At 67.4% G+C, this 24,816-nt stretch carries 24 protein-coding genes; 12 read left to right on the forward strand and 12 right to left on the reverse strand.

The window, feature by feature from the left end; genetic code table 11:
* Positions 1-3 precede the first annotated feature (3 nt).
* Both AC1DDH_RS01075 and AC1DDH_RS01080 read right to left on the reverse strand, forming a co-directional pair.
* A complete protein-coding gene (locus AC1DDH_RS01075; RefSeq protein WP_476954670.1) occupies positions 4-1,446 on the reverse strand; it encodes an AAA family ATPase in 1,443 nt (480 codons plus the stop codon).
* Between the two features lie 56 nt (positions 1,447-1,502).
* The gene (locus tag AC1DDH_RS01080; protein WP_476947695.1) at positions 1,503-2,261 is read right to left on the reverse strand and encodes a VOC family protein; all 759 of its coding nucleotides are present in this window, start codon (positions 2,259-2,261) and stop codon (positions 1,503-1,505) included.
* 206 nt (positions 2,262-2,467) lie between these two features.
* On the opposite strand from AC1DDH_RS01080, the gene AC1DDH_RS01085 reads away from it, so the two are divergent.
* Positions 2,468-2,800: a hypothetical protein gene (locus tag AC1DDH_RS01085; protein ID WP_476947696.1), complete on the forward strand. Its 333-nt coding sequence runs from the start codon at positions 2,468-2,470 to the stop codon at positions 2,798-2,800.
* A 484-nt stretch (positions 2,801-3,284) separates the two neighbouring features.
* Here the strand turns inward: AC1DDH_RS01085 and AC1DDH_RS01090 are convergent, their stop codons facing one another.
* From AC1DDH_RS01090 to AC1DDH_RS01105, 4 genes are all read right to left on the reverse strand, one after another.
* The gene (locus tag AC1DDH_RS01090; protein ID WP_476954671.1) at positions 3,285-3,785 is read right to left on the reverse strand and encodes a DinB family protein; all 501 of its coding nucleotides are present in this window, start codon (positions 3,783-3,785) and stop codon (positions 3,285-3,287) included.
* Between the two features lie 67 nt (positions 3,786-3,852).
* Positions 3,853-4,515 carry an MBL fold metallo-hydrolase gene (locus AC1DDH_RS01095; protein ID WP_476954672.1) on the reverse strand — a complete coding sequence of 221 codons (663 nt, stop codon included), beginning with the start codon at positions 4,513-4,515 and terminating at the stop codon, positions 3,853-3,855.
* Positions 4,512-5,597: an S-(hydroxymethyl)mycothiol dehydrogenase gene (locus AC1DDH_RS01100; RefSeq protein ID WP_476849334.1), complete on the reverse strand. Its 1,086-nt coding sequence runs from the start codon at positions 5,595-5,597 to the stop codon at positions 4,512-4,514. The genes AC1DDH_RS01095 and AC1DDH_RS01100 overlap by 4 nt, the downstream gene beginning before the upstream one ends.
* A gap of 132 nt (positions 5,598-5,729) precedes the next feature.
* Complete coding sequence (locus tag AC1DDH_RS01105; RefSeq protein ID WP_476954673.1) at positions 5,730-5,987, reverse strand: mycoredoxin; 258 nt, start codon at positions 5,985-5,987, stop codon at positions 5,730-5,732.
* A gap of 260 nt (positions 5,988-6,247) precedes the next feature.
* On the opposite strand from AC1DDH_RS01105, the gene AC1DDH_RS01110 reads away from it, so the two are divergent.
* Positions 6,248-6,994: an SOS response-associated peptidase gene (locus AC1DDH_RS01110; protein WP_476849333.1), complete on the forward strand. Its 747-nt coding sequence runs from the start codon at positions 6,248-6,250 to the stop codon at positions 6,992-6,994.
* 57 nt (positions 6,995-7,051) lie between these two features.
* Here the strand turns inward: AC1DDH_RS01110 and AC1DDH_RS01115 are convergent, their stop codons facing one another.
* Positions 7,052-7,474: a VOC family protein gene (locus tag AC1DDH_RS01115; protein WP_476954674.1), complete on the reverse strand. Its 423-nt coding sequence runs from the start codon at positions 7,472-7,474 to the stop codon at positions 7,052-7,054.
* Positions 7,475-7,488: 14 nt separating this feature from the next.
* On the opposite strand from AC1DDH_RS01115, the gene AC1DDH_RS01120 reads away from it, so the two are divergent.
* On the forward strand, positions 7,489-7,815 hold the full coding sequence (locus tag AC1DDH_RS01120; protein ID WP_476954675.1) for a chorismate mutase: 327 nt from the start codon (positions 7,489-7,491) through the stop codon (positions 7,813-7,815).
* Positions 7,816-7,822: 7 nt separating this feature from the next.
* On the opposite strand, the gene AC1DDH_RS01125 is transcribed toward AC1DDH_RS01120, so the two are convergent.
* Entirely contained in the window at positions 7,823-8,209 is a 387-nt protein-coding gene (locus AC1DDH_RS01125; protein WP_476849331.1) for a hypothetical protein, read from the reverse strand.
* Positions 8,210-8,411: 202 nt separating this feature from the next.
* Between AC1DDH_RS01125 and AC1DDH_RS01130 the strand changes: the two genes are divergently transcribed.
* From AC1DDH_RS01130 to pdxS, 6 genes are all read left to right on the forward strand, one after another.
* Complete coding sequence (locus AC1DDH_RS01130; protein WP_476856813.1) at positions 8,412-8,747, forward strand: DUF6504 family protein; 336 nt, start codon at positions 8,412-8,414, stop codon at positions 8,745-8,747.
* The gene (locus AC1DDH_RS01135; RefSeq protein ID WP_476954676.1) at positions 8,744-12,256 is read left to right on the forward strand and encodes a DNA polymerase III subunit alpha; all 3,513 of its coding nucleotides are present in this window, start codon (positions 8,744-8,746) and stop codon (positions 12,254-12,256) included. Before AC1DDH_RS01130 ends, AC1DDH_RS01135 begins: the two co-directional genes overlap by 4 nt.
* A gap of 129 nt (positions 12,257-12,385) precedes the next feature.
* Positions 12,386-14,395 (forward strand): threonine--tRNA ligase, encoded by a 2,010-nt coding sequence (gene thrS / locus AC1DDH_RS01140; protein ID WP_476954677.1) that lies wholly within the window; start codon positions 12,386-12,388, stop codon positions 14,393-14,395.
* 19 nt (positions 14,396-14,414) lie between these two features.
* Complete coding sequence (locus AC1DDH_RS01145; protein ID WP_476849327.1) at positions 14,415-15,035, forward strand: HIT family protein; 621 nt, start codon at positions 14,415-14,417, stop codon at positions 15,033-15,035.
* Complete coding sequence (pgsA, locus tag AC1DDH_RS01150; RefSeq protein ID WP_223916731.1) at positions 15,028-15,666, forward strand: phosphatidylinositol phosphate synthase; 639 nt, start codon at positions 15,028-15,030, stop codon at positions 15,664-15,666. The genes AC1DDH_RS01145 and pgsA overlap by 8 nt, the downstream gene beginning before the upstream one ends.
* Positions 15,667-15,874: 208 nt before the next feature.
* Positions 15,875-16,801, forward strand: a complete 927-nt coding sequence (gene pdxS / locus AC1DDH_RS01155) for a pyridoxal 5'-phosphate synthase lyase subunit PdxS (RefSeq protein WP_026266390.1) — start codon at positions 15,875-15,877, stop codon at positions 16,799-16,801.
* Positions 16,802-17,014: 213 nt separating this feature from the next.
* Here pdxS and AC1DDH_RS01160 read toward each other — a convergent pair whose 3' ends face one another.
* Complete coding sequence (locus tag AC1DDH_RS01160; RefSeq protein WP_476954678.1) at positions 17,015-19,027, reverse strand: M3 family metallopeptidase; 2,013 nt, start codon at positions 19,025-19,027, stop codon at positions 17,015-17,017.
* A gap of 82 nt (positions 19,028-19,109) precedes the next feature.
* Here AC1DDH_RS01160 and AC1DDH_RS01165 point away from each other — a divergent pair, with 82 nt between their 5' ends.
* The 3 genes from AC1DDH_RS01165 to AC1DDH_RS01175 all read left to right on the forward strand — a co-directional run bounded on the left by AC1DDH_RS01165 (position 19,110) and on the right by AC1DDH_RS01175 (position 22,117).
* Positions 19,110-20,396, forward strand: coding sequence for a CapA family protein (locus tag AC1DDH_RS01165; RefSeq protein ID WP_476954679.1), 1,287 nt, complete (start codon positions 19,110-19,112; stop codon positions 20,394-20,396).
* An 11-nt stretch (positions 20,397-20,407) separates the two neighbouring features.
* Positions 20,408-21,271, forward strand: coding sequence for an alpha/beta fold hydrolase (locus AC1DDH_RS01170; RefSeq protein WP_476954680.1), 864 nt, complete (start codon positions 20,408-20,410; stop codon positions 21,269-21,271).
* A 66-nt stretch (positions 21,272-21,337) separates the two neighbouring features.
* Positions 21,338-22,117 carry an alpha/beta fold hydrolase gene (locus tag AC1DDH_RS01175; RefSeq protein WP_476954681.1) on the forward strand — a complete coding sequence of 260 codons (780 nt, stop codon included), beginning with the start codon at positions 21,338-21,340 and terminating at the stop codon, positions 22,115-22,117.
* Between the two features lie 34 nt (positions 22,118-22,151).
* Here the strand turns inward: AC1DDH_RS01175 and AC1DDH_RS01180 are convergent, their stop codons facing one another.
* From AC1DDH_RS01180 to AC1DDH_RS01190, 3 genes are read right to left on the reverse strand one after another with little or no spacing between them, the layout of a single operon-like run.
* Positions 22,152-22,640: a GNAT family N-acetyltransferase gene (locus AC1DDH_RS01180; RefSeq protein ID WP_476871607.1), complete on the reverse strand. Its 489-nt coding sequence runs from the start codon at positions 22,638-22,640 to the stop codon at positions 22,152-22,154.
* A 5-nt stretch (positions 22,641-22,645) separates the two neighbouring features.
* Positions 22,646-23,452 carry a type 1 glutamine amidotransferase gene (locus AC1DDH_RS01185; RefSeq protein WP_476954682.1) on the reverse strand — a complete coding sequence of 269 codons (807 nt, stop codon included), beginning with the start codon at positions 23,450-23,452 and terminating at the stop codon, positions 22,646-22,648.
* On the reverse strand, positions 23,449-24,738 hold the full coding sequence (locus tag AC1DDH_RS01190; protein WP_476954683.1) for a MurT ligase domain-containing protein: 1,290 nt from the start codon (positions 24,736-24,738) through the stop codon (positions 23,449-23,451). Before AC1DDH_RS01190 ends, AC1DDH_RS01185 begins: the two co-directional genes overlap by 4 nt.
* Positions 24,739-24,816: the final 78 nt, after the last annotated feature.

The raw sequence follows: 24,816 nt of genomic DNA on the forward strand, positions 1-24,816 counted from the left end.
GTCCTAGCCCCCGGGATGGAAGGCCGCCGGCGGTCCGGGGAACGGTCCGCCCATGCCCTCAGAGCCGTCTCCGGTGCCGCTGCCGAGAAGGCTTCGGGTGAGCGCGGCGCTGTCGGCCATCAGGTCATCCACAGCCTTCTGAAGATGATGGTCCGCCACCGGCACGCCGTCCAATGCGCCGGCAACGACCGCACGGCGGACGAGTTCGCGTGCGAACGAAGCGGTGGTTCCTTCGGTGCGGGCGGCGGCGTCTTCAATCGAGTTCGGACTGAGGGGAATACCGCGGGCATACAGTTTGATCAGCGCAACCCGCTCCGCCTGGGCTGGCATGGGAATTTCCACGGCCAGGTCCACACGGCCGGGACGCTGTGCCAGGGCGCGTTCCAGCATGTCCACGCGGTTGGTGGTGAGGACGAACGCCACGTCGGCATCGCTGGCCAAACCGTCCATGGCGTCCAGCACCTCGAATAGCAGCGGCTGGGGTCCGTGCCCGAAGCTGCGGTCCTCGGCGATGAGGTCGCAGTCCTCGAGGACCACGATGGAGGGCTGCAGCGCCCTGGCCATGGTGGCGGCTTCTGAGATCCTGGCGAGCGATCCTCCCGAAAGAAGGATTGCTGTGACACCTTCGCTCCGGCTCAACAAATACCGCACCGTATGGGTCTTGCCCGTCCCCGGCCTGCCGTAGAGCAGGACGCCGCGTTTGAGGTGCTGGCCGTACCTGATCAGAGACTCGCGGTGCTCGGCGATACCTAAGGCGTGGTCCGCCACTTTCTCCAGCAGACCATCCGGCAGGATGACATCCGACGCGGCAAGGACTGGCCGTGCATGGAACGTCACCCCGGCCGCGCTGGGACCATACTCACCCATCACCAGGGAAATGACCTGTCCCTTGAGCACGCTGCGGTGCTGCATCCGACGGCGGAACTCCGAGAGGAAGCGTGCGGCCTTATCTGTAGCGCCGGCCAAAACCTCAAGGGACGCTGACTGCCGGCCATACCGGGGGTTGGCGTCCCGCTGCAGCACGGCGATGGGACTGCCTCCATGGCTGAATAGCCAGAGCCCCAGTGCCACGGCCTGCCGTTGTTCGTCCGGCCCGACAGCTAAGTTGGCGTAGTCCGGCTGGGACAGGGGGAACTGCGGATATAGCTGGGACTGCTGCAGCATGTCGCTCAGCGAGTGATGGTGGCGTTGGTCGCCGCCGCCGATGCCCACGAGCCGGAACTCAGGATCCTCGGCGGCGAGCTCTTCCATGAGGATGTCTGCGTCCACGAATCGGTGCGGCGGAATCTCCTCAACCACTACTGACACTGATTCGGCCCGGACCGCCAAATGCTCGGTGAGCGTAGTCAGCAGCTGGGTTCCCGGTTGCCCCCGACGCTGCCCGGACTGCGCGAGCTCCACGAGCCGCGCGAAATCGTCGATGAACTTCCCCAAAATTTCATCCATGGGCTGACCCTACCAGCGCCGCCAATCGGTGTGGCGCTCATGCTCTCCAGCAAGCGTCAGCCGGTGGTTGCGCTGACCGCGATGGTGCCGCCCTGGGGGTCCCTGATCACGGCGCTGCGAAATCCCGGAGTGTCCATGGGCGCCATCAAGATGCTGCCACCCAGTGTTACGGCCTGCCGGGCAATGGCGTCCGCGTCGCGGACGGCGAAATTGACGCTCCAATGCGGCGGGACCGCGACGCCGTCCGTGGCTGCCACCACCGCCACTACCCGGCCGGAGCGGAGCCACCGCGAGAAGGGGGCGTTCGGGACGGGTTCGAGTTCCCAGTCGAACATTGCACCGTAGAACGCCTGGGCCCGCCCGACATCTGTGGTGTGCAGCGAGCTCATGGCCCAGGAATTCGGCTCATTGGCCAGCTGGGCGCCGTCGTTCCCTCCTGCCTGCCGCAGGCAGAACGGGACGCCGGTGGCATCGGCGAGCACAGCAATACGGTCATCCGGGCCGGCACCAAACGGCGCCAGGCGCTTGCCCCCCGCCCGCTCGGCACGAGCCAAGGCTTCCCCGACGTTTACGACACGCACGTGGGTTATCCACCCCGGCGGCGATTGCGGCGGCGCCTGTCCGATTCCGGCAACCAGCTGACCGCGGAGGCGGGCGGCGTAGTAGAAGCCGTCGAGCCCGGGCGGCATCGGAATGGGGTCGTCGAAAGTCCAGCAGAAGAGCGGACCGTAGAAGTCCTTGGCCGCCTGGGGGTCGGGCTGCCAGGTGTCGACCCAGCACGGAGCGCCGACTGAGGAGGTATCCCGCGCTGTCATTGAAACCCTTTCTCCGGGGCCCGTTACGCCGCGAACATTGTTTCCCAAGACCGCGAGTGGATCAAGACCCAACTGCGATTCCGGCGAGGCAAACTGCCGAATCCTCCATGACCGAGGGGAAAACACCGTCGCTCGGGAAACCTGGCACCTGTGCGGTAGGCTCGCCAACATATTTCTGGCCAATTGGGGGAACCATGAATAAAGGAATGAAAACTGGAATTGCAGCCGTGGCGCTCACGCCACTTCTCGCGCTGGGGCTGTCCGCCGCATTCGGAGCATCGAAATCCGGTCCTGCTGGCACGGCAGTTGATGCCTCGAATCATCCCGAGTGCTACAACGAAGCCAGGCTGAACGATCCGAATGACTTCTGCTACCGAACGATGGGACCGTGGAACAGCACCCGGTCCTCGGACGAGGAAGTCCGGAGCATGGTGTCCGTTGAGCGAATGGTGAGGGCCGGCAAGACCGTTCAAGAGATCCAGCGTTACTACCCGGAATACGCCCCGTCCACGAAATGGGCCAGCGCATCGGCCGGTTGACCTCATCCGCATCCCACATCTTTCCGGACTGTAGAGACGGTGAGCCGCGGATTACGGGGATGCCGGCCCAAAAAGCCGCAGGTTAATTGTTACTCTCTTTTCCTTTTGTGCGGCAAATGCAATTGATATTCTGATTTTGGTCATGCAGAGGCTGCTAACTTCGTTGCGGGAGTTCCTATCTCATGGCCACCAAAGTCGTTGTCGCCGGCAGTGCCGTCGCCCCGTTCACGGCGTTCGCCTTGAGATCGGACACGACATCCGGCCGTCCCGGTTCCTTGCGCGCCCCCGCTGTGCTGTCTGAGCTGGCCGGGGCGCGATTACGCCGCCGGCACGCGGAACCAGAGCCGGAACCCGGCCTTCCCTAGACCAGCGCGGATGCGGCCCTGTGAAAACCAATCGGGGGTGGCCGCATCCGCGCTCACCCGCACCCATGGTGCAATGCGGGTCTTCTGGTTTAGAACCTTGACACGGGCGGCCGGTGCCGTCAGGTGCGCGCAGCGAGGATCTGCTCGCGCAGAATATCCGCGTGGCCGCAGTGCTGGGCTAGTTCCCTGAGCATGTGCAGGTAGACCCACCGCAGCGGCAGCGGGCCGCGCCGGTTGCCTCTGACAAGGTCGTCAAGGCCGAGCGAAGCGGCCCGACGCCGTGAGTCCCCGCAGGCCTGGAGGTAGGCGGCCTGGAGGCCCGCGATGGTGTCGTCGTCCGCCAGGATGAACGATTCGTCGGGGGTGGCCGGAATGCCGATCACCGCCCGGGGCCGGCACGTGATGGCCTCGTCAAACCAGACCTTCTCCACGAAGGCGGCGTGCTTGACCAGCCCCAGAAGGGTGGTCCGCGACGGCACCAGCGAGGCCCGGGCCTCCTCTTCGGTGAGCCCGTCCAGGCAGGCGTGCAGGCCCGCACGATGCTCATCGAGGAATGCATCGAACTGGGTACGCAGGTCCGCGGCCAGTGTTGCCGGATCCATGCTGGGGTGAGAGCTCATGGCCCCACATCCTATGGCGGAAAAGCCCGGTCCGGAAGCAGTGGACCGGGCCTTTCCGCACCCGCGGTCAGTGGCCGCGGGCGATCCATTCCTCAAGGTGCGGCGCTTCGGCGCCGATCGTTGTGGGTTCCCCGTGGCCGGTCCGGACCGTCGTGTCGGCCGGGAGCGGCAGGAGCCGGGTCCGGATGGACTCGATGATGGTCGGGAAATCGCTGAAGGATCGGCCCGTCGCCCCGGGGCCACCCTGGAACAGCGTGTCCCCGCTGAACACTGTATTTTCGCCAAGCACGGTGCCTTCGCTTTCGAGAAGGAAGCACACTGACCCGGGCGAGTGGCCGGGGGTGTGCCGTGCCACGAGTCTTGCCCCTGCGACGTCGAACGTGTCGCCGTCGGCAATGGCGTGGTCCGGCTCGGTGCCGGGGAACACCCGCTCCCACAGCATCCAGTCGTCCCGGTGCAGGTACACGGGCGCGTTCACGAGCGTCCGGACCTCGCCCACGGCGCTGATGTGGTCATCGTGGCCGTGCGTGAGCAGGATTGCGGTGACCTTCCGGCCCGAGACGGCCGCGGCCACGGCAGCGGGATCGTGGGCCGGGTCGATGATGACGCATTCGGCGTCGTCCCCGAGGATCCAGACGTTGTTCTCAACATCCCAGGTGCCGCCGTCGAGGGAAAACGTCCCGGAGGTGACCAGCCGGTCGATCCGGATGCTCACAGGGCCGGCGTTCACAGCTCCACCACCGAGCGCAGCACAGCGCCGGCATGCATCTTCGTGAAGGCCTCCTCGATCTGGTCGATCGTGATCCGCTCCGTCACGAAGGCGTCCAGGTCCAGCTTGCCCTGACGGTAGAGGCTGATGAGCGTGGGGAAGTCGCGCGAAGGCAGGCAGTCGCCGTACCAGGAGGACTTCAGGGAGCCGCCGCGCCCGAACACATCCAGCAGCGGCAGTTCCAGGGTCATCTCGGGGCTCGGCACACCCACCAGGACCACCGTGCCGGCGAGGTCCCGGGCGTAGAAGGCCTGCTTGTATGTTTCCGGGCGGCCGACGGCGTCGATCACCACATCGGCGCCGAAACCGCCGGTCAGTTCGCGGATCGCTTCGACGGGGTCGACGGCGGAGGAGTCCACCGTGTGGGTGGCGCCGAGGTCCTTGGCGCGCTGGAGCTTTTTGGCGTCGATGTCGACGGCGATCACGGTGGTGGCGCCGGCGAGCGCCGCGCCGGCGACGGCCGCCGTGCCGACTCCGCCGCAGCCGATCACGGCGACCGAATCGCCGCGCTGGACGTTTCCGGTGTTGATCGCCGCGCCGATGCCTGCCATGACGCCGCAGCCGAGCAGGCCGACGGCGGCGGGATCGGCGTCGTCGTCCACCTTGGTGCACTGGCCGGCCGCTACGAGGGTCTTTTCGGCGAAGGCACCGATGCCCAGCGCGGCCGTCAGCTCGGTGCCGTCCTCCAGCGTCATTTTCTGGGTGGCGTTGTGGGTATTGAAGCAGTACTGCGGCTGGCCCCGGCGGCAGGCCCGGCACTCGCCGCAGACGGCCCGCCAGTTCAGCACCACGCGGTCCCCGGGGGCGACCTCGGTGACGTCCGGTCCCACGGCACTGACAACGCCGGTGGCCTCGTGGCCGAGCAGGAAGGGGAAATCGTCGTTGATGGCGCCCTGCTTGTAGTGCAGATCGGTGTGGCAGACACCGCAGGTGAGGATGTCCACGAGGGCCTCGCCGGGGCCCGGGTCCGGCACCAGGATCGTCTCCAGGGTGACGTCGGCATTCTTGGAACGGACAACTGCGGCTTTGACTTTATGGACCATGAAACAAGCTCCTCTGTTCTGGAACGCGGATTGCTGGCACAACTTACTGGTTACTGGCACAACGGGCGGCGGCGCGGCCCTTGGGAGGCCGCGCCGTCGTGGTTTGGTGGTGTCCTGGGATGCAGGAAGGGCCTAGGCGGCGAGCCGGCTCTTGACCTCAGCTGCGGAGGGGTTGGTGGCGGCGGTGCCGTCGGGGAACAGCACGGTGGGGACGGTGCGGTTGCCTCCGTTGAGCTGCTCGACGAGATCGGCCGTGCCTTCGACTTCCTCGATGTTGATCTCGGTGTACCCGATGCCCTGTGCGTCCAGCTGCTTCTTCAGCCGGTTGCAGTAGCCGCACCACGTGGTCGAAAACATAGTGATGGTGCCGGATCCGGGGGTGAAGTCCACGAAGTTCTCCTCAAGTAAGTGGATGGGGCCGGCGTATCAGGCCGGGCGCCCACTGAAGTCGTACGTCACTGCCAACAACCGTACCCTGCAGCCCGCTATTCCCGCAGAGAGCGCTGCCCCCTACGCCGTCCGACGCGACTTCGCGGTAAAGATGCGAAATCGCCGGAAAGTTCCGGCGACTTCGCACGTTTCCGGCGACCTCGGCGGGCTCAGGCGGCTCGGCGGATGACATGGGATGGGTGCGGTGGCATGCTGATGCCATGTGTGGACGCTACGTGATGGCCCGGGCCGTCGGAGACCTGCTGGCCGAATTCGATGCCGGGCTGGAGGATGAGATCGCAATTCCGCCGTCGTGGAACGTGGCCCCGACGGCTGATGTGCCGATCCTGCTCGAACGGCTTGTGGAGGGAGAACCGGTCCGCCAACTGCACATTGCGCGCTGGGGCCTGGTGCCGTCCTGGGCCAAGGACCCGGGCATCGGGTCCAAGATGATCAATGCCCGCAGCGAGACCGTGCTGGAGAAGCCCGCCTTCCGGAAAGCGACCCGCGCCCGCCGCTGCGCCGTCCCGGCGGATGGCTACTACGAGTGGAAGGGCGAGGGCCGCACCAAGCAGCCCTACTACGTCCATCCCAAGGACGGACGCCCCATTGTCTTCGCAGGACTCTATGAATGGTGGCGGGACCCGTCCAAGGCAGAGGGCGACCCGGAGCGCTGGATGCTCTCGACCTCGATCATGACCACCGACTCGCCGCCGGAGGGCTACGCCGGGGGAATGCTGGCCGAGCTGACCGCGCTGCATGACAGGGTTCCGCTGCCCATGAACCGCGAGACCATGCAGACGTGGCTGGACCCGCAGGCCGATGATGCGGCCGGGCTCGTGGATCTGGTCCGGGCCGGGGCGCACGACGTCGCGGAAGGCTGGACGATCGACGCCGTCGGCACCGCCGTCGGGAACGTCAGGAATGACTCACCGGAACTCATCCAGCCGGTGGGGAGCCTGTTCTAGCGGTACGCCGGCCTGTCTGGCGGCTGCCAAGGCACGGGGCGGTATTGGTCACCTGAGTCAGAGCGTTACTTTGCCGCCGCCGTCGACCGACCAGTCGGGGTTGAAGGCGACTTCCCAGCGGTAGCCGTCGGGATCGGCGAAGTAGCCGGTGTAGCCTCCCCAGGGCTGGGTCTTCGGTGCCGCGACGATGCGGGCGCCCGCGGTTTCGGCCTCGGCCATCACCCAGTCGACTTCCGCCGTGCTGGCCAGGTTGTGGCTCAGCGTGATGCACGGAATGCCGGCAGGAGGATCGGTGGCCGCCTCGGACTGCATTTGTCCCACGTCCCAGAGGGAGAGGATGAGGCCGTGGTTGACCTGGATGAAGAGCACCTCCCCGGGCACTTCCCGGTAGACCGGCCATCCGAGGCCATCGACGTAGAAGCGGTGCGAGGCGTCAACACTGCGGACACCTAGTGATATGAAGTCGACTCGTGGCTGCATCTTTCGATACTGTCATGCACATGCCCACAAATCACGCAGACGACAAAGCCGCCAAGGCCGACCGCGAACAGCTCGCCGCCGTGCGGGTGGCTGTTGACGAGGTGGACGAGCAGATCGTGTCCCTGATTGGGCGCCGGGAACGGCTGATCCGCATCGCCGGAACCCTCAAGGCGGACAGCGCCGAGGTCCGTGCGCCGGGGCGCGTGGAACGGGTCATCGAACACGTCCGCGCCACGGCGGAAAAGAAGGACATCGACGTCGAACTTGTCGAGAAGACCTACCGGGCGATGATCGATGCCTTCATCACGCTCGAGCTGGAAGTGTACAAGTCCAGCTCCTAGAAGATGCCTAGAGGGCTTCTTCGACAGGCACGTTGGCCTGATAGTCCCGGCCGTCACAATCGCTGAAGGCCGTCATGAGATGGCCCTTGGGCAGGCCAAGCACAGTCGTAAGCGGGAAATGGCCGGTAATGGTGTTGCCCGAGTGTTCGACCCCCTTGAGGTCGAAATTTTCCTCGGTGCCGTCGTGGCTGAAGCAGTAGAAGGACACGGCTTCGCCGTTCATGAACTCGATCCCCATCCTGCGCTGGTGGGAATAGTCCGGGGTGGCTGCCAAGAGCCCCACCACGTAGGCGCCCTGGCCGGGGATGTTTCCGTCTATATCAAAAGTCGCCACCAAGGTTGGATCCTTGGCGGCGATGCTTACGTGCTTCAGGAGTGCGTTATGGGAGCTCATGGCTCAATCCTGCTACCTGTACCTGCGTGAGTCCACCCCCGATCTGGGTTTTGTCGCCTCTCCGACGTAGACTGATTTTATTCGAAGATATGTTCGAATAAATTCATGCGGCCTGGAACTCCGGGCGCCGGATGCGGAATGGACGTAGGAAGTAGAAGCGGGGACTGGGCCGGCTCCAGCCCGGACTGGGTCGGGAGGCAACGTGGGTATTTTCAGCGAGTCCGTGGATGTCGTCTGCACGCCCTCGGGCCAGCCCCTGCGCCTCGACTGGGCCGGCCGGCGCTACACGGTCTGCGCGGACCCCGTCCGCTGGTACGAACGCCGCCAATGGTGGGCCGAGGAACGCCGGGCGCCACTCGGAAGCGGGCCGGGCCTGGTGGACCATGAGATCTGGCGGGTCCAGGTGCGTGCGGCCGGGGATCACGCCGCGGATTCCACCCTCACCCTTGACCTGACCCGGCATGTCGGCAGCGGCCGGTGGCGGCTCCTGAAGATCCACGACGCCCTGCAGCCCCTTCGGAAGCCCGAATCAGCATGAGTTTCACCCATCTGCACGTCTCCACCGCGTTCAGCGCCCACTATGGCGTCTCCTGGCCGGAGGAACTTGCCGCCGCGGCCGCCGCTGACGGCGCCACCGCGCTGGCCTGCACGGACCGCGACGGCCTGTACGGAACCGTCAAGCACCTGAAGGCGTGCATGGCAGCCGGGCTGGATGCAATCGTCGGGGTGGACCTTGCAGTCTTTGACGACGACGGCGACCACCGCACCCAGCTCGGGGGACGCGTCGTCGTGCTGGCGCACGGACACAACAACGGTGCCGGCTACCGGGCGCTGTGCCGGCTGATCTCCGACGCCCACGCCCGCACCACGGGCAAGGCCGGGGGAATAGTGCCGGTGGCCGTCACCCGGGCGGAACTGGCCTCCCGCACCCTGCACCCGGAAACCCTGAAGCCGGTCCTGACAGTGCTGATCGGCCCGGACTCCGACGTCGGCCGGGCCATGGGCGGCCGGCGCTACCTGCGGCCCCGCACCCTGTTCAAACGATGGCTGGACGCCATGCCCCCCGGAACGTTGGCGGCAGAGGTTGTGTCCCAGCTCAGCCCGCCCGGGGAACCGCTGAGCACCGCCCACGCGGTGCGCATGCTCAAACTCGCTGCAGAACACGGGGTGCCCGCCGTGCTGAGCAACGCTGTGCGGTACGTGGCTGAGGACGGCGCGGCCACCGCCGATGTGCTGGACTCGGCCCGGACACTGAAATCCCTCCCCGAGCTCTCCGCCGCCCCGCTGCTGCAGCCCAACGGGCAGGGCTGGCTCAAATCGGCGGCCCGGATGCTGCAGCTGGGCAAGGAGATCATCCACGCCGCCGGCTACGGCACGGCGGACCTCAAACGGCTCCTGGCCCAGACCGAGGCGCTCGCGGACCGCTGCCGCATGGATCCGGAAGCCGACATGGGCTGGAAACGGCCCGTTGTCCCGGAGGCATCCGTGATCGGGATCGACGGCGACGCGCTCGCCGAACTGACCCTGCGGTGTGAGGCGGGCATCGGCCGCCGCTTCCCGGGAATCTCCGGGCAGCAGGAACAGCAGATGAGGGCCCGGCTGGGGCACGAGCTCCGGATCATCGACTCGCTGGGCTTCGCCTCGTACTTCCTGACCGTCGCAGAGGTCTCCCGGATGATCCTGGCCCTGGGCGTCCGGGCGGCCGCGCGCGGTTCGGGCGCCTCCAGCCTGGTCAACTACCTGATCGACATCAGCCAGGTGAACCCGCTTCAGCACGACCTCATCTTTGAACGCTTCCTCTCCCGCGACCGTGCCACGCTGCCGGATATAGACATCGACGTCGAAAGCGCCGAACGGCACAACGTCTACCGGAAGATCTTTGAGCGCTTCGGCGCCGAACGCGTCACGCTGATGAGCATGCAGAACGGGTACCGCGCTCGCGGTGCCGTGCGCGATGCCGGCCTGGCCCTGGGCATGGACGACGGCGAGGTCGGGGAAATCGCCAAGCAGCTGTGGCGGTTCTCGGCCCGGCACTTCCGCGAAGCCCTCGTGGAGAAACCCGAGCTGAAGGAATTCGCGGACCGGGTGGAGCAGCGAGGCTTCTCCGAGAACCAGCAGCTGGACCTGCTGGTGGACCTCACGGAGCGGCTGGACCGGCTGCCCCGCCACATCTCCATGCACCCGTGCGGCGTCATCCTCGGCGACGCCACCCTGCTGGACCGCACCCCCGTGCAGCCCAGCGGCCTGGGCCTGCCCATGAGCCAGTTCGACAAGCACGACATGGACCCCATGGGCATGCTGAAACTCGATGTCCTTGGCGTCCGGATGCAGAGCGCCATGGCCTTCGCCGTCCGGGAAGTGATCCGGCTCCACCCGTCCAAGGCCGAGGTGGTGGCCGCCGGCGCGCATCCGGCCGGGCCGGACGGGACGGGCCCGGACTACATCGCCGAGGACGGTCACATCGACCTCAATGCGGTCCCGCTCGACGACGAACCCACCTTTGAGCTGATCCGCAGCACCCACACCCTGGGCTGCTTCCAGATCGAGTCCCCTGGCCAGCGCGAACTGATCGGCAAGTTGGCCCCCCGGGAGTTCAACGACCTCATTATCGACATTTCCCTGTTCCGCCCGGGTCCGATGAAATCCGACATGGTCCGGCCCTTCCTGGAGCACCGGCACGGATTCGCTCCCGAGGTCTACCCGCACCCGGACCTCAAACCTGTCCTTCAGGAAACCCACGGGGTCACGGTCTTCCACGAACAAATCCTCAAGACCTTCGACGTCATGACCGGGTGCGGGCTGGCGAGGGCCGACGAGTTCCGCCGTGCGCTGGGCAACGACGTGTTGGAAGCCAGGGTGGAGGAGTTCTTCCGGAAGGAGGCGCGGGCCCGGAATTACAGTCCCGAGGTGGTGGACAAGGTCTGGGGCACGCTGAAGGCCTTTGGCAGCTTCGGGTTCTGCAAGGCCCACGGAGCCGCCTTCGCCGTGCCCACCTACCAGTCGGCCTGGCTGAAGGCACACCACCCGGAGGCGTTCCTCGCCGGGCTGTGGGAACACGACCCCGGAATGTACCCCAAACGCCTGCTCGTGGCCGAGGCCCGCCGGCTGGGGATCCCCATCCTTCCCCTCGACATCAACCGGAGCCAGGCCGAGTACCGGGTGGAGCGGGTGCAATCCGGGCCGGACCGGGGCAGGCTGGGCATCCGGCTGAGCCTGAACGGTATCTTCGGGCTCTCCGGCGCCGAGCTGAAACGGATTGTGGCCGGCCAGCCCTACGACTCCCTGGCGGACCTGCGGGCCAGGTCGCGGCTCAGCCGGCCCAGCATCCAGCGACTGGCCCAGCTGGGCGCCTTCGATTCGCTGCACCGGGCGTCCGGGGGAGAAGCCAACCGGGCGGATCTGGTCCAGCACCTGCAAAAACTCCAGGCCCGCCCCCTCCGGAAGGGCGTGGAAGTCATTGAGGGCCAGCTTGCGTTGCCGTTGGGGGACGTGGAGTTGACGAACCTCAAGGCGGCACTGCCCGCACCCAGCATGGTGGATAACGTCCGCGCGGAACTGGACCTGATGGCTGTGGACGTCAGCGAGCACCTCATGACCAGCCACCGCCCGCTGCTGGACCGGCTGGGCGTCACCACCGCGGACAAGCTGCTGGGACTGCGCAACGGCACGGAGGTGCTGGTGGCCGGGGTCCGGGTGGCCACCCAGACCCCGCCCATGAGGGGCGGCCGGCGTGTGGTGTTCATCAGCGTCGACGACGGTACGGGCTGTGTGGATTCGGTGTTCTTCCACGAGGCGCAGGAGCAGTCCGGACCCTTGCTGTTCGGCACCCGCCTGCTCCTGATCCGCGGCACCACCCGCCGGACCGGGCCGCGGGGGATCAGCATCAGCGCCTCCATGGCCTGGGACCTCAGCCGCCCGGAGACCCTCCCGTTCCCGGCATCGGCTCCCGGCGCCGCCGGCCGGCAGGAGCCTTACCTGTCCGGCCCCCTGTCCAGCCCCCTGGACGGGATCAGCAGGAACCTCGCCATCACCGGGCTGGGCGGCTGACCGGCCGGCGGTGCGGCTCGCTCGTGGCGCGTTGGTTGGCCTCTGGAGAAACCGATAGCATGGACGAGGCTGGCTGTGGTCCCCGTACGCCACAAGCTACGAAGCCTTAACTTTGAATAGGAGACACCCGTGTCAGATGCCCAGCAGATCACCCTTCTCGTCGACGGCGAAGAGACCAAGGTGACTACCGGGACCACCGGCGCGGAACTCTTCTTTGAGCGCCGCGACGTCGTTGTGGCCCGCGTTAACGGCGAGTTGAAGGACCTGGACCAGCCCCTTCCCGAGGACGCCAATGTCGAGGCCGTCACCATTGATTCCCCGGACGGGCTCAACGTCCTGCGCCACTCCACGGCCCACGTCATGGCCCAGGCCGTGCAGCAGCTGCGCCCCGACGCCAAGCTCGGCATCGGCCCCTACATCACGGACGGCTTCTACTTCGACTTCGACGTCGCGGAACCGTTCACCCCGGAAGACCTCCGCCAGCTCGAAAAGATGATGCAGAAGATCATCAACCAGAACCAGAAGTTCGTTCGCCGCGTGGTGTCCGAGGACGAGGCCCGCGAAGCGATGAAGGACGAGCCCTACAAGCTCGAACTGCTGGGCAGGAAGAATGACGCCGCCGAGGCCGGCGAGGGCGTCAACGTCGAGGTCGGCGCCGGCGACATCACCATTTACGACAACGTGGACCGCAAGAGCGGCGACAGCATCTGGTGCGATCTGTGCCGCGGCCCGCACCTGCCGAACACCAAGCTGATCTCCAACGCCTTTGCCCTGACCCGCTCCTCGGCCGCCTACTGGCTGGGCAACCAGAACAACCAGCAGCTGCAGCGCATCTACGGCACCGCCTGGCCCACCAAGGACGCGCTCAAGGCCTACCAGGAGCGCATTGCCGAGGCAGAGCGCCGCGACCACCGCAAACTCGGCGCGGAGCTGGACCTGTTCTCCTTCCCGGATGAGCTCGGCTCAGGCCTGCCGGTCTTCCACCCCAAGGGCGGCATTATCCGCAAGGCCATGGAGGACTACTCCCGCCAGCGTCACGTCGATGCCGGCTACGATTTCGTCTACACCCCGCACATCACCAAGGGCCACCTCTACGAAGTCTCAGGCCACCTGGACTGGTACAAGGAGGGCATGTTCCCGGCGATGCACATCGACGCGGAGCTGAACGAGGACGGCACGGTCCGCAAGCCCGGCCAGGACTACTACCTCAAGCCGATGAACTGCCCCATGCACAACCTGATCTTCCGGTCCCGCGGCCGCTCCTACCGCGAACTGCCGCTGCGGCTCTTCGAGTTCGGCTCGGTTTACCGCTACGAGAAGTCCGGCGTGGTGCACGGCCTGACCCGCGTCCGGGGCATGACCCAGGACGACGCCCACATCTACTGCACCCGCGAGCAGATGAAGGACGAGCTCACCACCACGCTGAACTTCGTCCTCGGCCTGCTCAAGGACTACGGCCTGGACGACTTCTACCTCGAGCTCTCCACCAAAAACGAAGACAAGTTCGTGGGCGACGACGCTACCTGGGACGAAGCCACCCGCACCCTCGCCGAAGTAGCCGAAGCCTCCGGGCTCGAGCTCATCCCGGATCCGGGCGGAGCCGCGTTCTACGGCCCCAAGATTTCCGTCCAGACCAAGGACGCGCTCGGCCGCACCTGGCAGATGTCCACCATCCAGCTGGACTTCAACCTGCCCGAACGCTTCGAGCTTGAGTTCCAGGCCGCCGACGGCACCCGGCAGCGGCCCGTGATGATCCACCGTGCCTTGTTCGGCTCGGTGGAGCGCTTCATGGGCGTGCTTACCGAGCACTACGCCGGTGCCTTCCCCGCCTGGCTGGCACCGGTGCAGGTGGTGGGCATCCCGGTGGCGGAAGCCTTCAACGACTACATGTTCGACGTCGTGGACCAGCTCAAGGCGGCCGGTATCCGCGCCGAGGTGGACATCTCCTCGGACCGTTTCCCGAAGAAGATCCGCACGGCCAGCAAGGACAAGATCCCGTTCGTGCTGATCGCCGGCGGGGACGATGCCGAGGCGGGTGCCGTGTCCTTCCGCTTCCGCGACGGCAGTCAGGACAACGGCGTGCCCGTGTCCGAGGCCGTACAGCGGATCGTCGACGCTGTCCGAAACCGGACCAGCTAGGCAGACGGAAGGGCAGCGCGTGCAGGAAACCACAGGGGCCGGGCCGGAGTATCCGGGCGACCACGCCGTGACGGACGACTTCAGCCTGGCCGGGGTCCCGGACGCTTTCCAGCGCCTGTGGACCCCGCACCGGATGGCGTACATCAAGGGCGGCCAGCACCAGTTCAAGAACCCGGACGACTGCCCGTTCTGCGCCGCGCCCGAGCGGGGCGATGAGGACTCCCTGATCGTCTACCGGGGAAGGACGAGCTACGTGGTGCTGAACCTCTTTCCGTACAACCCGGGCCACCTGCTGGTCTGCCCCTACCGGCACATCCCGGACTACACGGACCTCACGGTCGAGGAAACGGCAGAATTTGCCGAACTGACCCAGACGGCCATGCGGGTGCTGCGCAAAGTCGCCAACCCTTCCGGTTTCAACCTGGGCATGAACCAGGGCGTCACCGGCGGGGCGGGCATCGCCGGCCACCTGCACCAGCACGTGGTGCCGCGCTGGGGCGGTGACGGAAATTTCTTCCCCATCATTGCCCAGACCAAGGCGGTCACGCAGACCCTCGGAGAGGTCCGTCAGCAGGTCGCCGACGCATGGCCGCAGGAAATGCCCGCGCCGCAGGACACAGCGGGGGAGAAGGATGCTTAACAGGCACGCCCGGGGCTTCTTCACCGCCCTGTTTTCCCCGGTTGCCCGCTGGCTGCTGAGGATCGGGGTCTCTCCCGACGCCGTGACCGTGGTCGGCACGCTCGGCGTCGTGATCGGCGCTCTCGTGTTCTACCCGCTCGGGCAGCTCTTCTGGGGGACCGTGTTCATCACGGCGTTCATTTTCTCCGACGTTATTGACGGCATCATGGCCCGGATGCAGCACCGCGGCGGCCGGTGGGGCAATTTCCTGGACTCCACCCTTGACCGCGTGGCCGACGGCGCCCTGTTCGCCGGCGTCGCCGTCTGGTTTTTCACCGGCGGCGCCAACCCGGCCGTCGCCGTCGCCGCGATTCTCTGCCTGGTGCTCGGCATGGTGGTCTCCTATGCGCGGGCCAAGGCCGAGGCCCTGGGCTTCCACGCCAACGTGGGCATCGCCGAGCGCGCCGAGCGCCTCGTGTCCGTGCTGGTGGTCACGGGGCTCACCGGACTGGGCCTGACCCCTGTGGTGCTCTTCGTGACGCTGTGCCTTCTCGCGACAGCGAGCCTGGTGACGGTGATCCAGCGCATCGTGACAGTGCACCGCCAGTCGCTGGCGGAACCCGAAGGTACCGCCACGGAACGTCCCGCCTGACAGCGCCAGGCGGCACCCCGGCGGCCGCGCCGAATCCCTGTCCCCGCGCGAGATTCGACTGCTGTAACCCGAATTCTGCCGCGCCCCGGCCGGGGGATAGTATTAGCTTTACCGGCCAATGGATCCGGTAATCCGGTGTGTGCGAGACACGGCATGAACGTGCCGTCCGCGCCCCGGCGAGGTCATCTATCTACCCATAGGGGTTTTTGTGTCTACACCTGATGTAAGCAGCGAAGCCGGCGCGTCCGCGAAGAACGTCACGGGCAGCAGCCGCGTCAAGCGCGGCATGGCTGAGATGCTCAAGGGCGGCGTCATCATGGACGTCGTCAACGCCGAGCAGGCCCGCATCGCCGAAGACGCCGGTGCCGTGGCCGTGATGGCGCTGGAACGTGTTCCGGCCGATATCCGCGCCCAGGGCGGCGTGTCCCGCATGTCCGATCCCGACATGATCGACAAGATCATTGCGGCCGTGTCCGTGCCCGTTATGGCCAAGGCCCGGATCGGGCACTTCGTCGAGGCGCAGGTGCTGCAGTCCCTCGGCGTGGACTACATTGACGAGTCCGAGGTCCTGACCCCGGCGGACTACACCAACCACATCGACAAGTGGAACTTCACCGTTCCGTTCGTCTGCGGTGCGACCAACCTGGGCGAGGCCCTGCGCCGGATCAACGAGGGCGCGGCGATGATCCGGTCCAAGGGCGAGGCCGGCACCGGGGACGTCTCCAACGCCACCACGCACATGCGCCAGATCCGTGCCGAGATCAAGAAGCTCGCCGGCATGGCCGAGGACGAGCTCTACGTCGCGGCCAAGGAGCTGCAGGCCCCGTACGAACTGGTCAAGGAAGTTGCCGCGACCGGCAAGCTCCCGGTGGTGCTGTTCACCGCCGGCGGCATCGCCACCCCGGCCGACGCCGCGATGATGATGCAGCTCGGCGCCGACGGCGTGTTTGTCGGCTCCGGCATCTTCAAGTCCGGCAACCCGGCCCAGCGTGCCGCCGCCGTCGTGAAGGCCACCACGTTCTACGACGACCCGGACGAGATCGCAAAGGCCTCCCGCGGCCTGGGCGAGGCCATGGTCGGCATCAACGTCGACGAGATCCCGCAGCCGCACCGCCTCGCCGAGCGCGGCTGGTAACGTTCGCGCCTTTGGCGGCGCCGGACGGCGCTGATCCTCTGCGTGCTATTCCCCGCGCCCTGTTGGCAGCTGAGCGGCTGCCCGGGGCGCGGGGCCCCTTTTACGCACGCTGCCGGATCACGCCGCCCTTCGCCTTGCGCTTCTGATTGAACGACGACGCCGGGCGGTCACCTTCCTAGGTGACCGCCCGGCGTCGTTTGCGTTCTGCGGGGGTTAGTCGAGGCCGCGGCGCTTCAGCAGCGGCCCGAGATCCGAGTCCCGGCCGCGGAAGGCGCGGAAGGACTCCAGCGGGTCCCGGCTGTTGCCGCGGGAAAGCAGTTCGGCGCGGAAGAAATTGCCGTTCGCGCGGCTGAGGCCGCCGTTTTCCTTGAACCATTCCACGGTGTCAGCGTCCAGGACCTCGCTCCAGATGTAGGAGTAGTAGCCGGCGGCATACCAGCCTCCCGCGAAGATGTGCTGGAAGTAGCCGGTCCGGTAGCGCGGCGGGATCAGGTTGTGCGCCACGCCGGCCGCGGCCAGCGCCTTCGCTTCAAACTCGACGGCGTCATCCGGGATGTCGGACCCATCCAGGACATGCCACGCCAGGTCCAGCAGGGCAGCGCCGAGGTATTCCGTGGTGCCGAAGCCTTCGCCCCAGAGCTGGGCGGCGTTGAGCTTGTCCACGGTCTCCTGCGGCAGGGGTTCGCCGGTGGCGTGGTGCCGGGCATAGTTGGCCAGGACTTCGGGCCACATGATCCACATTTCGTTGACCTGCGAAGGGTATTCCACGAAGTCCCGCGGCACGTTCGTGCCGGAGAACCGAGGATAGGTGACGGCGGAAAACAGGCCGTGCAGGGCGTGGCCGAACTCGTGGAAGGTGGTGCGGAGCTCGTCCAGCGTCAGCAGGGTGGGCTCGCCGGCCGGCGGCTTGGAGATGTTGAGGTTGTTGATCACCACAGGTCGGGTGTTCAAGAGCCCTGACTGCTCCACGAGGGAATTCATCCACGCGCCCCCGCGCTTCGTCTCCCGTGTGTAGTAGTCGCCCAGGAAAAGGCCCAGGTCCGTGCCGTCGGAATTCTTAACCTCCCAGATGCGCACGTCCGGGTGGTAGCCGGCGAGGTCGGCGCGTTCGTGGAAGGTGACGCCGTACAGGGCGTTTGCCGCGAAGAACACGCCATCATTCAAAACCCGGTCCAGCTCGAAGTAGGGGCGCAGGGCCTGTTCGTCCACGGCATACCGCTCCCGCTTGACCTTGGCCGAGTAATACGCCCAGTCCCAGGCCTCGAGGGGGTGGCCGGCGGCCCCGGCCAGCGCCTCGGCCTCTGCGTCGGCATTGCGGACGGCTGCGGGGGCCAGCCGGCTCATCATTGCCTGGACGGCCTGGAAGTCCGGTGCAGTCTGCCGGTCCACGCTGAGTTCGGCGAAGTTCGCGAACCCGAGAAGGCTGGCCTTCTCGGCGCGGAGCCGGACCATGTCCTTGACCAGGTCGAGCACATCGAAGCTTCCGCCGTCGCTGCCGCGGCCGATGGAGGCCTCGTAGAGGCGACGGCGGATTTCCCGGTTCGCCAGCGCGGCCATGGCAGGCTGGTTGCTCGGCTGGATCAGGGTCAGCAGGAACTTTCCCTCGTGCCCGGCGGTCCGGGCGGCCTCGGCGGCGCTGGCGACGTCGTCGGCGGGCAGGCCCGCGAGGTCGGCGGCGTCATCCAGCAGCAGGGCAGCGGACTTCATGCCCTCCTTGACGCGCTGGCCGAACTCGGTGCCGAGCCGGGAAAGCTCGGCGTTGACGTCCCTGAGGCGCTCCTGGCCGGCGTCGTCGAGCTGGATGCCGGAGGCCCGGAACTCCTTGAGGTATTCCTCCACGAGCCGGGCGGACTCCGCGTCCAGGACCGTTGCGTCCAGCGCCGCGAAGCGTTCGTAGAGCCCGCGGTTGAGGTAGACGGCGTCCTGGTGGGCGGCGAAGAGCGGGGACAGGCGGGTCTCGAGGTCGCGGATGGTGTCTGAGGCGTCTGCGGACACCAGCGTGAAGAAGGACGCGGCGGCCCGGTCCAGGAGCCGGCCGGAGCGTTCCATGGCGAGGGCCGTGTTTTCGAAGGTCGGGGCCGCCGGGGTGTCCACGATGGCCTGGATTTCGGCAAGGTGCTCGGCCAGGCCGGCCTCGACGGCCTCGGCGTAGTGCGCGTCGTCGATATCCGCAAACGGTGGCAGTCCATAGGGCAGGGTGCTGGGGCTCAGGAGGGGATTGGTCATGAAATGACTCTTTCATGCAGGCGGCCGCTTCTCAACGATCGGCTCCGTGTGTTGTGATGCCGCCCACCATAGGATGAGCGGCATGGAGAACACGACCGCGAGGCCGCGGGGCCGGATCCTGACCGCAGCAACGGCCGTTGTTCTCGGGTCGATGCTGGCATCCTGCGGACTCCTCGCCGGGCCGGATAACCCCCCGGGTCCCACGGCCGGCGGCACCGGGGGAACGTCCGACGTTACCCAGCCGCCGTCGGGCACCCCGACTCCGACCCCGCCGCCGACGCCGACGCCGACGCCGACGCCGACGCCGACGCCCGGGAAGGGGCCAGGCTGTGCGGCCGCCCGGTGCGCCTCCGTCCTCGTCACCGGGGACATGCTGGTCCACCCCCAGCTCTGGCAGCAGGCCCGCGAGGACGCCCGCGCCGCCGGCGCGACGGGGCTGGACTTCGGGCCGCTGCTGGAGGGCCAGCGGCGCTACATCGAGCAGAGCGACGTGGCGATTTGCCATCTGGAGACCCCGGTGGCCGGCCCGGACGGACCATTCTCCGGGTATCCCTCCTTCAACGTTCCGCCGCAGATCATCACCGCCGTGCGCGGCGTGGGCTATCAGGCCTGCACGACCGCCAGCAATCACACCGTTGACCGCGGCACCGCGGGACTCGTCCGTACCCTGGACGCCCTCGACGCCGCCGGACTCCGGCACACGGGCTCGTACCGGACCGAGGCAGAGTCCCAGGGCATCCTGATCCTGCAGACCGCCGCGGCCAAAATCGCCGTCATTGATGCCGCATATGGCCTCAACGGGCTGCGCGCCGAGCAGCCCTGGCAGGTCGACCTGCTCGATCCCGACGCCATGATTTCCAAAGCACGCAAGGCCAGGGCTTTGGGCGCGGACATTGTGCTGGGGGTCATGCACGCCGGGGAGGAGTACTCAGCCGAGCCCAACACCCAGCAGCGCGACGTCGCCCATGCGCTCGTGGACAGCGGCCTGTTCAGCCTGATCTACGGCCACCACAGCCATTCGGTGCTGCCGATCGAAAAGTACAAGGGAACCTGGATTGTGTACGGGCTCGGCAACGGCATCACCGAGCTCTCGCCGTCGTTCGTGGTCAACAACGAGGGCCTGTTGGTCCGGGTGCAGTTCAGCCAGGACGCGTCCGGGTCCTGGGCCGCCTCGGACCTGGCCTGGGCGCCGTCGGTGATGGTCCGCGGACCCTACCGCTGGTGTTCGGTGGCGGCCGACGCGCCGCAGGGCCGTTGCGCCGGAACGGCGGCGGACGCAGCCACGCGCCGGCGCACCGCGGCCGTGCTGGAGTCGATGGGCGCCGCGGCGGCGGGCGCCCATGAGCTTATTCTCACCCCGGGGTCCTAAGCTTGGGCAGCATGGAGATTATCAACGAACGGCGGAGCACCGTCGCGTCCAGCGGGGCTGAGCTTGCAGTGTTCGAGTATGGCAGGGAGCCGGGACCGGAAGTGCCGACGCTGCTGCTGGTACACGGCTATCCGGACGATCATCAGGTCTTCCTGCCGGCCATCCGTGATCTGGCCCGAAGCCACCACGTGGTCGCCTACGACACCCGGAACGCGGGCGCGTCCGCCGTCGTCGGCCTCCCCGGGGACTTCACCCTGAAGACGCTCGTGGATGACATGTCCGCCGTGCTGGCCGCCGTCGGCGCCGCGGACGTCCATCTTGTGGGCCATGACTGGGGCTCGATCCAGGGCTGGGCCGCCGTCCAGGACCCCAGGGCCGTGGGCCTGATCGGCCGGTACACGTCCATCTCGGGCCCGGACCTGCGGCACTTCGCCCGCTGGGTGCGGAGCCGGTATGCACGTCCCCGGGCGTGGCCGCAGCTGGCCGGACAATTGGCCCGCAGCTGGTACATCGCCGCGTTCCTTGTGCCGAAGCTGCCGGAGGCCGCCTGGCGCCTCTTCCTCACGAAACGCTACGGGCAGATGGCCAAGCGCGACGTCGGCGATGATCCCATCCGCGGCCTGGCCCTTTACCGCGCAAATTTCTTCTCGGCGGTGAACTGGCCGGCCGGCGGCCGCGTGACGCTGCCCGTCCAGGTGGTGGTGCCGCTGAAGGATTCCTTCCTGTCGCCGGGCCTCGTGGACGGACTGGATTCTTGGGTGGATGACCTCACGGTGATCCGGGTGGACAGCGGCCACTGGTGGCCGGCATCCCGGCCGGCGGAGTTCGCGGAGCTGCTGCGGCAGCCACAGCCGACGCCGCAGATAACACCGTAGGCCGGCGCCATGGCCCGGGTAAACCGGCGGGATCGGGAATCCCGGAGCGGTACGTTCAGCAACGGGATGGAATACCTGACGTGGGGCCGGGGCCCGAAGACGCTCTTGTTCGTCCAGGGCGGACCGGGGAGCTTCGTGCCCCAGGGGGTGCTGCGCGGACTGTTCCGGCGGGAGTTTGCCGCCTATCAGGAGGCCGGGTACGCCATCTGGGTTGTCACCCGCCGGCGGAACATGCCGGCGTCGCACACCAGCGCCGACATGGCCGACGACTACGCCCAGCTGATCGCCGAGGAGTTCGGCGGCCGGGTCGGCCTGGTGGTGGCCGAGTCATTCGGCGGGATGATCGGGCAGTACCTGGCCGCCCGCCATCCCGAGTCCTTCGGGCACATCGCGATGGTGGTCACGGCGGCCGAACTGAGCGCGTGGGGCAAGGACGTGGACGAGCGGATGGCCGCCGCCGTCGCTGCCGGAGACCCAGGCCGCGCCGGGACGGTCCTGGCCGAGTACCTCTTACCGGGGCCGCGGACCCGCTGGCTGCGGGAACTGCTGGGACCTGTCGTCGGCCGGCGCGTGCTGGACCCCTCCGGATGCCCCGCCGCGGACGTCCTGACGGAGGCGCGGGCCGAGTTCGCGTTTGATGCGCGGGCGGTACTGCCGCTCATTCGTCCGCCCGTCCTGCTGCTCTGCGGCGGCCGGGACGCGTTCTTCCCGAGGACGGTTGCGGAGGAGACCGCGCAATTGATTCCAGACTGCACCCTGATCGTCTACGAGCGATGGGGGCATATCCGGGCAGGATCGAGCCGGCGGGTGCCGCGCGATGTCCTGGCTTTCGTCCGGAGCCGATGACGGCAGGCGGGGCCCATGGAAGGCTGCCGGGCAGCTACCCGGCGTCCAGGAGCAGGGACATGAAGACGCTGTTGGGGTCGGCTTCGTAGCCGGCAAACGGCGGGCAGTCCGTGAAGCCGTGCCGCTCGTACAGCCGCCGCGCGGGGGCGAAGAACTCCTGGCTCCCCGTCTCCAGGAACAAGCGTTCGTAGCCGCTGTGCCGGGCCTCGGCCAGGAGGTGGCGGAGCAGCGCCGACGCAACGCCGCGCCCGCGGGCTGCATTCGCGGTGCGCATTGACTTGATCTCGGCGTCGCCGGGAGCCAGGTGTTTCAGCGCCGCGCAGCCCAGGAGCCGGGAGTCCTGCCGGGCGGTCCAGAAGCTGATGCCGGGTCCGGCCAGGGCGGCAGGATCAAGGGCGTGGACGCTTTCCGGCGGGGAGGTCGCGTACATGTCGGCGAGGTGTTCGCCCAGGAGCCGCAGGACGTCCTCGCGCTCCGGGGTGTCGCGCCCAATCCGGACCGTGCCGCCCTCGGCGCCTGCCACCTGGGTCAGCGGGGCCGGCGGGCGGCGTGTTCCCGCGCCAGCACCGCGTAGGAGTCATCCGGCGTGCCCGGGGTGAAGCTGCCGTATTTGCGTTCGACGGCGGTCCGGATCAGGAAATCCGCGAGAGCCGGGTTCTTGGGCAGCAGCGAGCCGTGCAGGTAGCTCGCAACGATGTTGCGGTAGCGGGCTCCCTCCTGGCCGTCCGTGCTGTTGTTGCCGGTACCTTTGGCCGTCGTCCCGAGCGGTTCGACGCCCGGTCCCAGTGTGGTCTGGCCGCTGTGGTTTTCGTAGCCGAGGATGTTGCCGAATTCGGGGGAGGAGACCGTGACGTTGCCGATCAGGCGCTCGTCGGTGCCGTGGGTTTCCACGTCCAGGATGCCGATGCCCGGAAGGACCGACCCGAGCCGGGTCTTGAAGAATTTCCCGAAGAGCTGGTACAGCCCGCAGATCACGAGCATCGGGGTGCCCTCGTCGGCCATCTGCTTCAGGGTGGACTCGCGCGAGAGGAGGTCGTCCTGGATGACGAGCTGTCCGCTGTCCTGTCCGCCGCCACCGACAATCAGGTCCACATCTGCCGGGAACGGGTCACCAACGTTGTACTCGAGCAGTTCCGGCGTGTAGCCGTGCCAGCGCAGGCGCTGCGCGAGGACCAGGGCGTTGCCCCAGTCGCCGTAAATGTTCATGTCCCGCGGGTAGAGCTGCAGGACCCGGATGGTTCCCTTGCTGGGGGCCGCGGAATCTTCGGGCGGAAGTTCGTGCCCGAAGGACAGCTCGTGCGGGGTTTCGGGGGATGCGGGGGACGCGGGGGTCATGAGACCACCTCCACTGTGGTGATTTTGGACAGCTCGCGGCGGATGGCCAGCATGGCCGTGTAGGTGCAGAAGATCCTCTTCGGCTTGCCCTCGCCGCCGCGGATGAACGCTGCCAGTGCCGGCGCAATGTCCGTGTCGACGGCGCCGATCGCGACGTCGTCGTACTGCAGCCGCAGCGCCATGTCATACGCGCGGGAGCCCGTGAGCTGGTCCACGCCGCCGTCGCGGAGCGTGTCGAATTCGACGTCCCACAGCCAGGACATGTCCCGGCCGTCGGCGTAGTTGTCGTTGATCGCGATCATCGTGGCGTACCCGGCGGCGGGGAACGATTTGAGGCCGAGCCGGAAACCGCTGGGGTTCTTGACCAGGACCAGTTCCAGCGGCAGGCCATCGACCACGAGGCTTTCGCCGCGGCCGAACGCCGGCGCCACCTTGGACAGCGCCGTGAGCAGGCCGGCCTGGTCGGTCCCGGTGCCGCGGGCGCCGGAGACGCCGCGGGCCAGGGTCAGCGCGGCGGCGGCATTGAAGATGTTGTAGACGCCGCGCAGTTTCATCCCCGTGGTGACCGTCGCGCCGTCGTACTCGAAATCGGCGTCGTCGGCGCCCACGCGGCGCAACACGACGTCGGCGGCGGGCCGGGCGGGGGCGGCCGGCACCGGGCTGCCCGGGGCCGCGCGCATGTCGTCGTCGTTGGGGAAGGTGCTCAGCAGCGAATCGTCGAGCCCGAAGTAGAGCACCTCCGGCCCGTCCAGGGTCTGGGCGATCCGGGCGACGCGCGGGTCTTCCCGGTTCAGGACCACGGTCCCGGTGGTCTTGGACGCGATGTGCTGGAGCAGTTCGGCGGTCTTGTCGATCTCGCCGAACCGGTCCAGCTGGTCGCGGAGGACATTGAGCAGGAGGCTGTACCGCGGCGGGACCTTGTTGACGAAGTGGACGGCATGCGCCTCATCCAGTTCCAGGACCGCGACGTCGGCATCGAGCCGGCCCCGCCAGTCGACTTCGCCCAGGAGCGCCGCGGCCACGCCGCGGGTGAAGTTGCTGCCGGTGCGGTTGGTGAAGACTTTCAGTCCCTGGCTCTCGAGCAGTTCCACGACCATCTTGGTGGTGGTGGTCTTCCCGTTCGTGCCACTGACGACGGCGACCCCCAGCGGCAGCGTGGACAGCGTCCGCCGCATGAAATCGGGGTCGATTTTTTCGACCACAAGCCCGGGGAGGGCCGAGCCTCCGCCCCTGAGCCGGGAGACCCGGCGGACGAACTTGCCGAGCGGAACGCTGAAGTAAAGCATGCTCTGTAATATATCCCAGCAGCGGCATGGAACCCGGACGCCCGGTGCCGCTGCATGCGTCTTCCATGCGTGCCGTGC

This window comes from Arthrobacter sp. 10T425 (assembly GCF_056393985.1).

Excerpts from the sequence above, each read along its gene's own strand:
- AC1DDH_RS01170 (WP_476954680.1), top strand. The coding sequence starts at position 20,408 with ATGGAGATTATCAACGAACGGCGGAGCACCGTCGCGTCCAGCGGGGCT.
- AC1DDH_RS01075 (WP_476954670.1), bottom strand. The coding sequence starts at position 1,446 with ATGGATGAAATTTTGGGGAAGTTCATCGACGATTTCGCGCGGCTCGTG.
- AC1DDH_RS01090 (WP_476954671.1), bottom strand. The coding sequence starts at position 3,785 with ATGAGCTCTCACCCCAGCATGGATCCGGCAACACTGGCCGCGGACCTG.
- AC1DDH_RS01120 (WP_476954675.1), top strand. The coding sequence starts at position 7,489 with ATGCACATGCCCACAAATCACGCAGACGACAAAGCCGCCAAGGCCGAC.
- AC1DDH_RS01115 (WP_476954674.1), bottom strand. The coding sequence starts at position 7,474 with ATGCAGCCACGAGTCGACTTCATATCACTAGGTGTCCGCAGTGTTGAC.
- AC1DDH_RS01175 (WP_476954681.1), top strand. The coding sequence starts at position 21,338 with ATGGAATACCTGACGTGGGGCCGGGGCCCGAAGACGCTCTTGTTCGTC.
- pgsA (WP_223916731.1), top strand. The coding sequence starts at position 15,028 with ATGCTTAACAGGCACGCCCGGGGCTTCTTCACCGCCCTGTTTTCCCCG.
- AC1DDH_RS01125 (WP_476849331.1), bottom strand. The coding sequence starts at position 8,209 with ATGAGCTCCCATAACGCACTCCTGAAGCACGTAAGCATCGCCGCCAAG.
- AC1DDH_RS01080 (WP_476947695.1), bottom strand. The coding sequence starts at position 2,261 with ATGACAGCGCGGGATACCTCCTCAGTCGGCGCTCCGTGCTGGGTCGAC.
- AC1DDH_RS01185 (WP_476954682.1), bottom strand. The coding sequence starts at position 23,452 with ATGACCCCCGCGTCCCCCGCATCCCCCGAAACCCCGCACGAGCTGTCC.
- AC1DDH_RS01085 (WP_476947696.1), top strand. The coding sequence starts at position 2,468 with ATGAAAACTGGAATTGCAGCCGTGGCGCTCACGCCACTTCTCGCGCTG.
- AC1DDH_RS01110 (WP_476849333.1), top strand. The coding sequence starts at position 6,248 with ATGTGTGGACGCTACGTGATGGCCCGGGCCGTCGGAGACCTGCTGGCC.
- AC1DDH_RS01165 (WP_476954679.1), top strand. The coding sequence starts at position 19,110 with ATGGAGAACACGACCGCGAGGCCGCGGGGCCGGATCCTGACCGCAGCA.
- AC1DDH_RS01190 (WP_476954683.1), bottom strand. The coding sequence starts at position 24,738 with ATGCTTTACTTCAGCGTTCCGCTCGGCAAGTTCGTCCGCCGGGTCTCC.
- AC1DDH_RS01100 (WP_476849334.1), bottom strand. The coding sequence starts at position 5,597 with ATGGTCCATAAAGTCAAAGCCGCAGTTGTCCGTTCCAAGAATGCCGAC.
- AC1DDH_RS01160 (WP_476954678.1), bottom strand. The coding sequence starts at position 19,027 with ATGACCAATCCCCTCCTGAGCCCCAGCACCCTGCCCTATGGACTGCCA.
- AC1DDH_RS01135 (WP_476954676.1), top strand. The coding sequence starts at position 8,744 with ATGAGTTTCACCCATCTGCACGTCTCCACCGCGTTCAGCGCCCACTAT.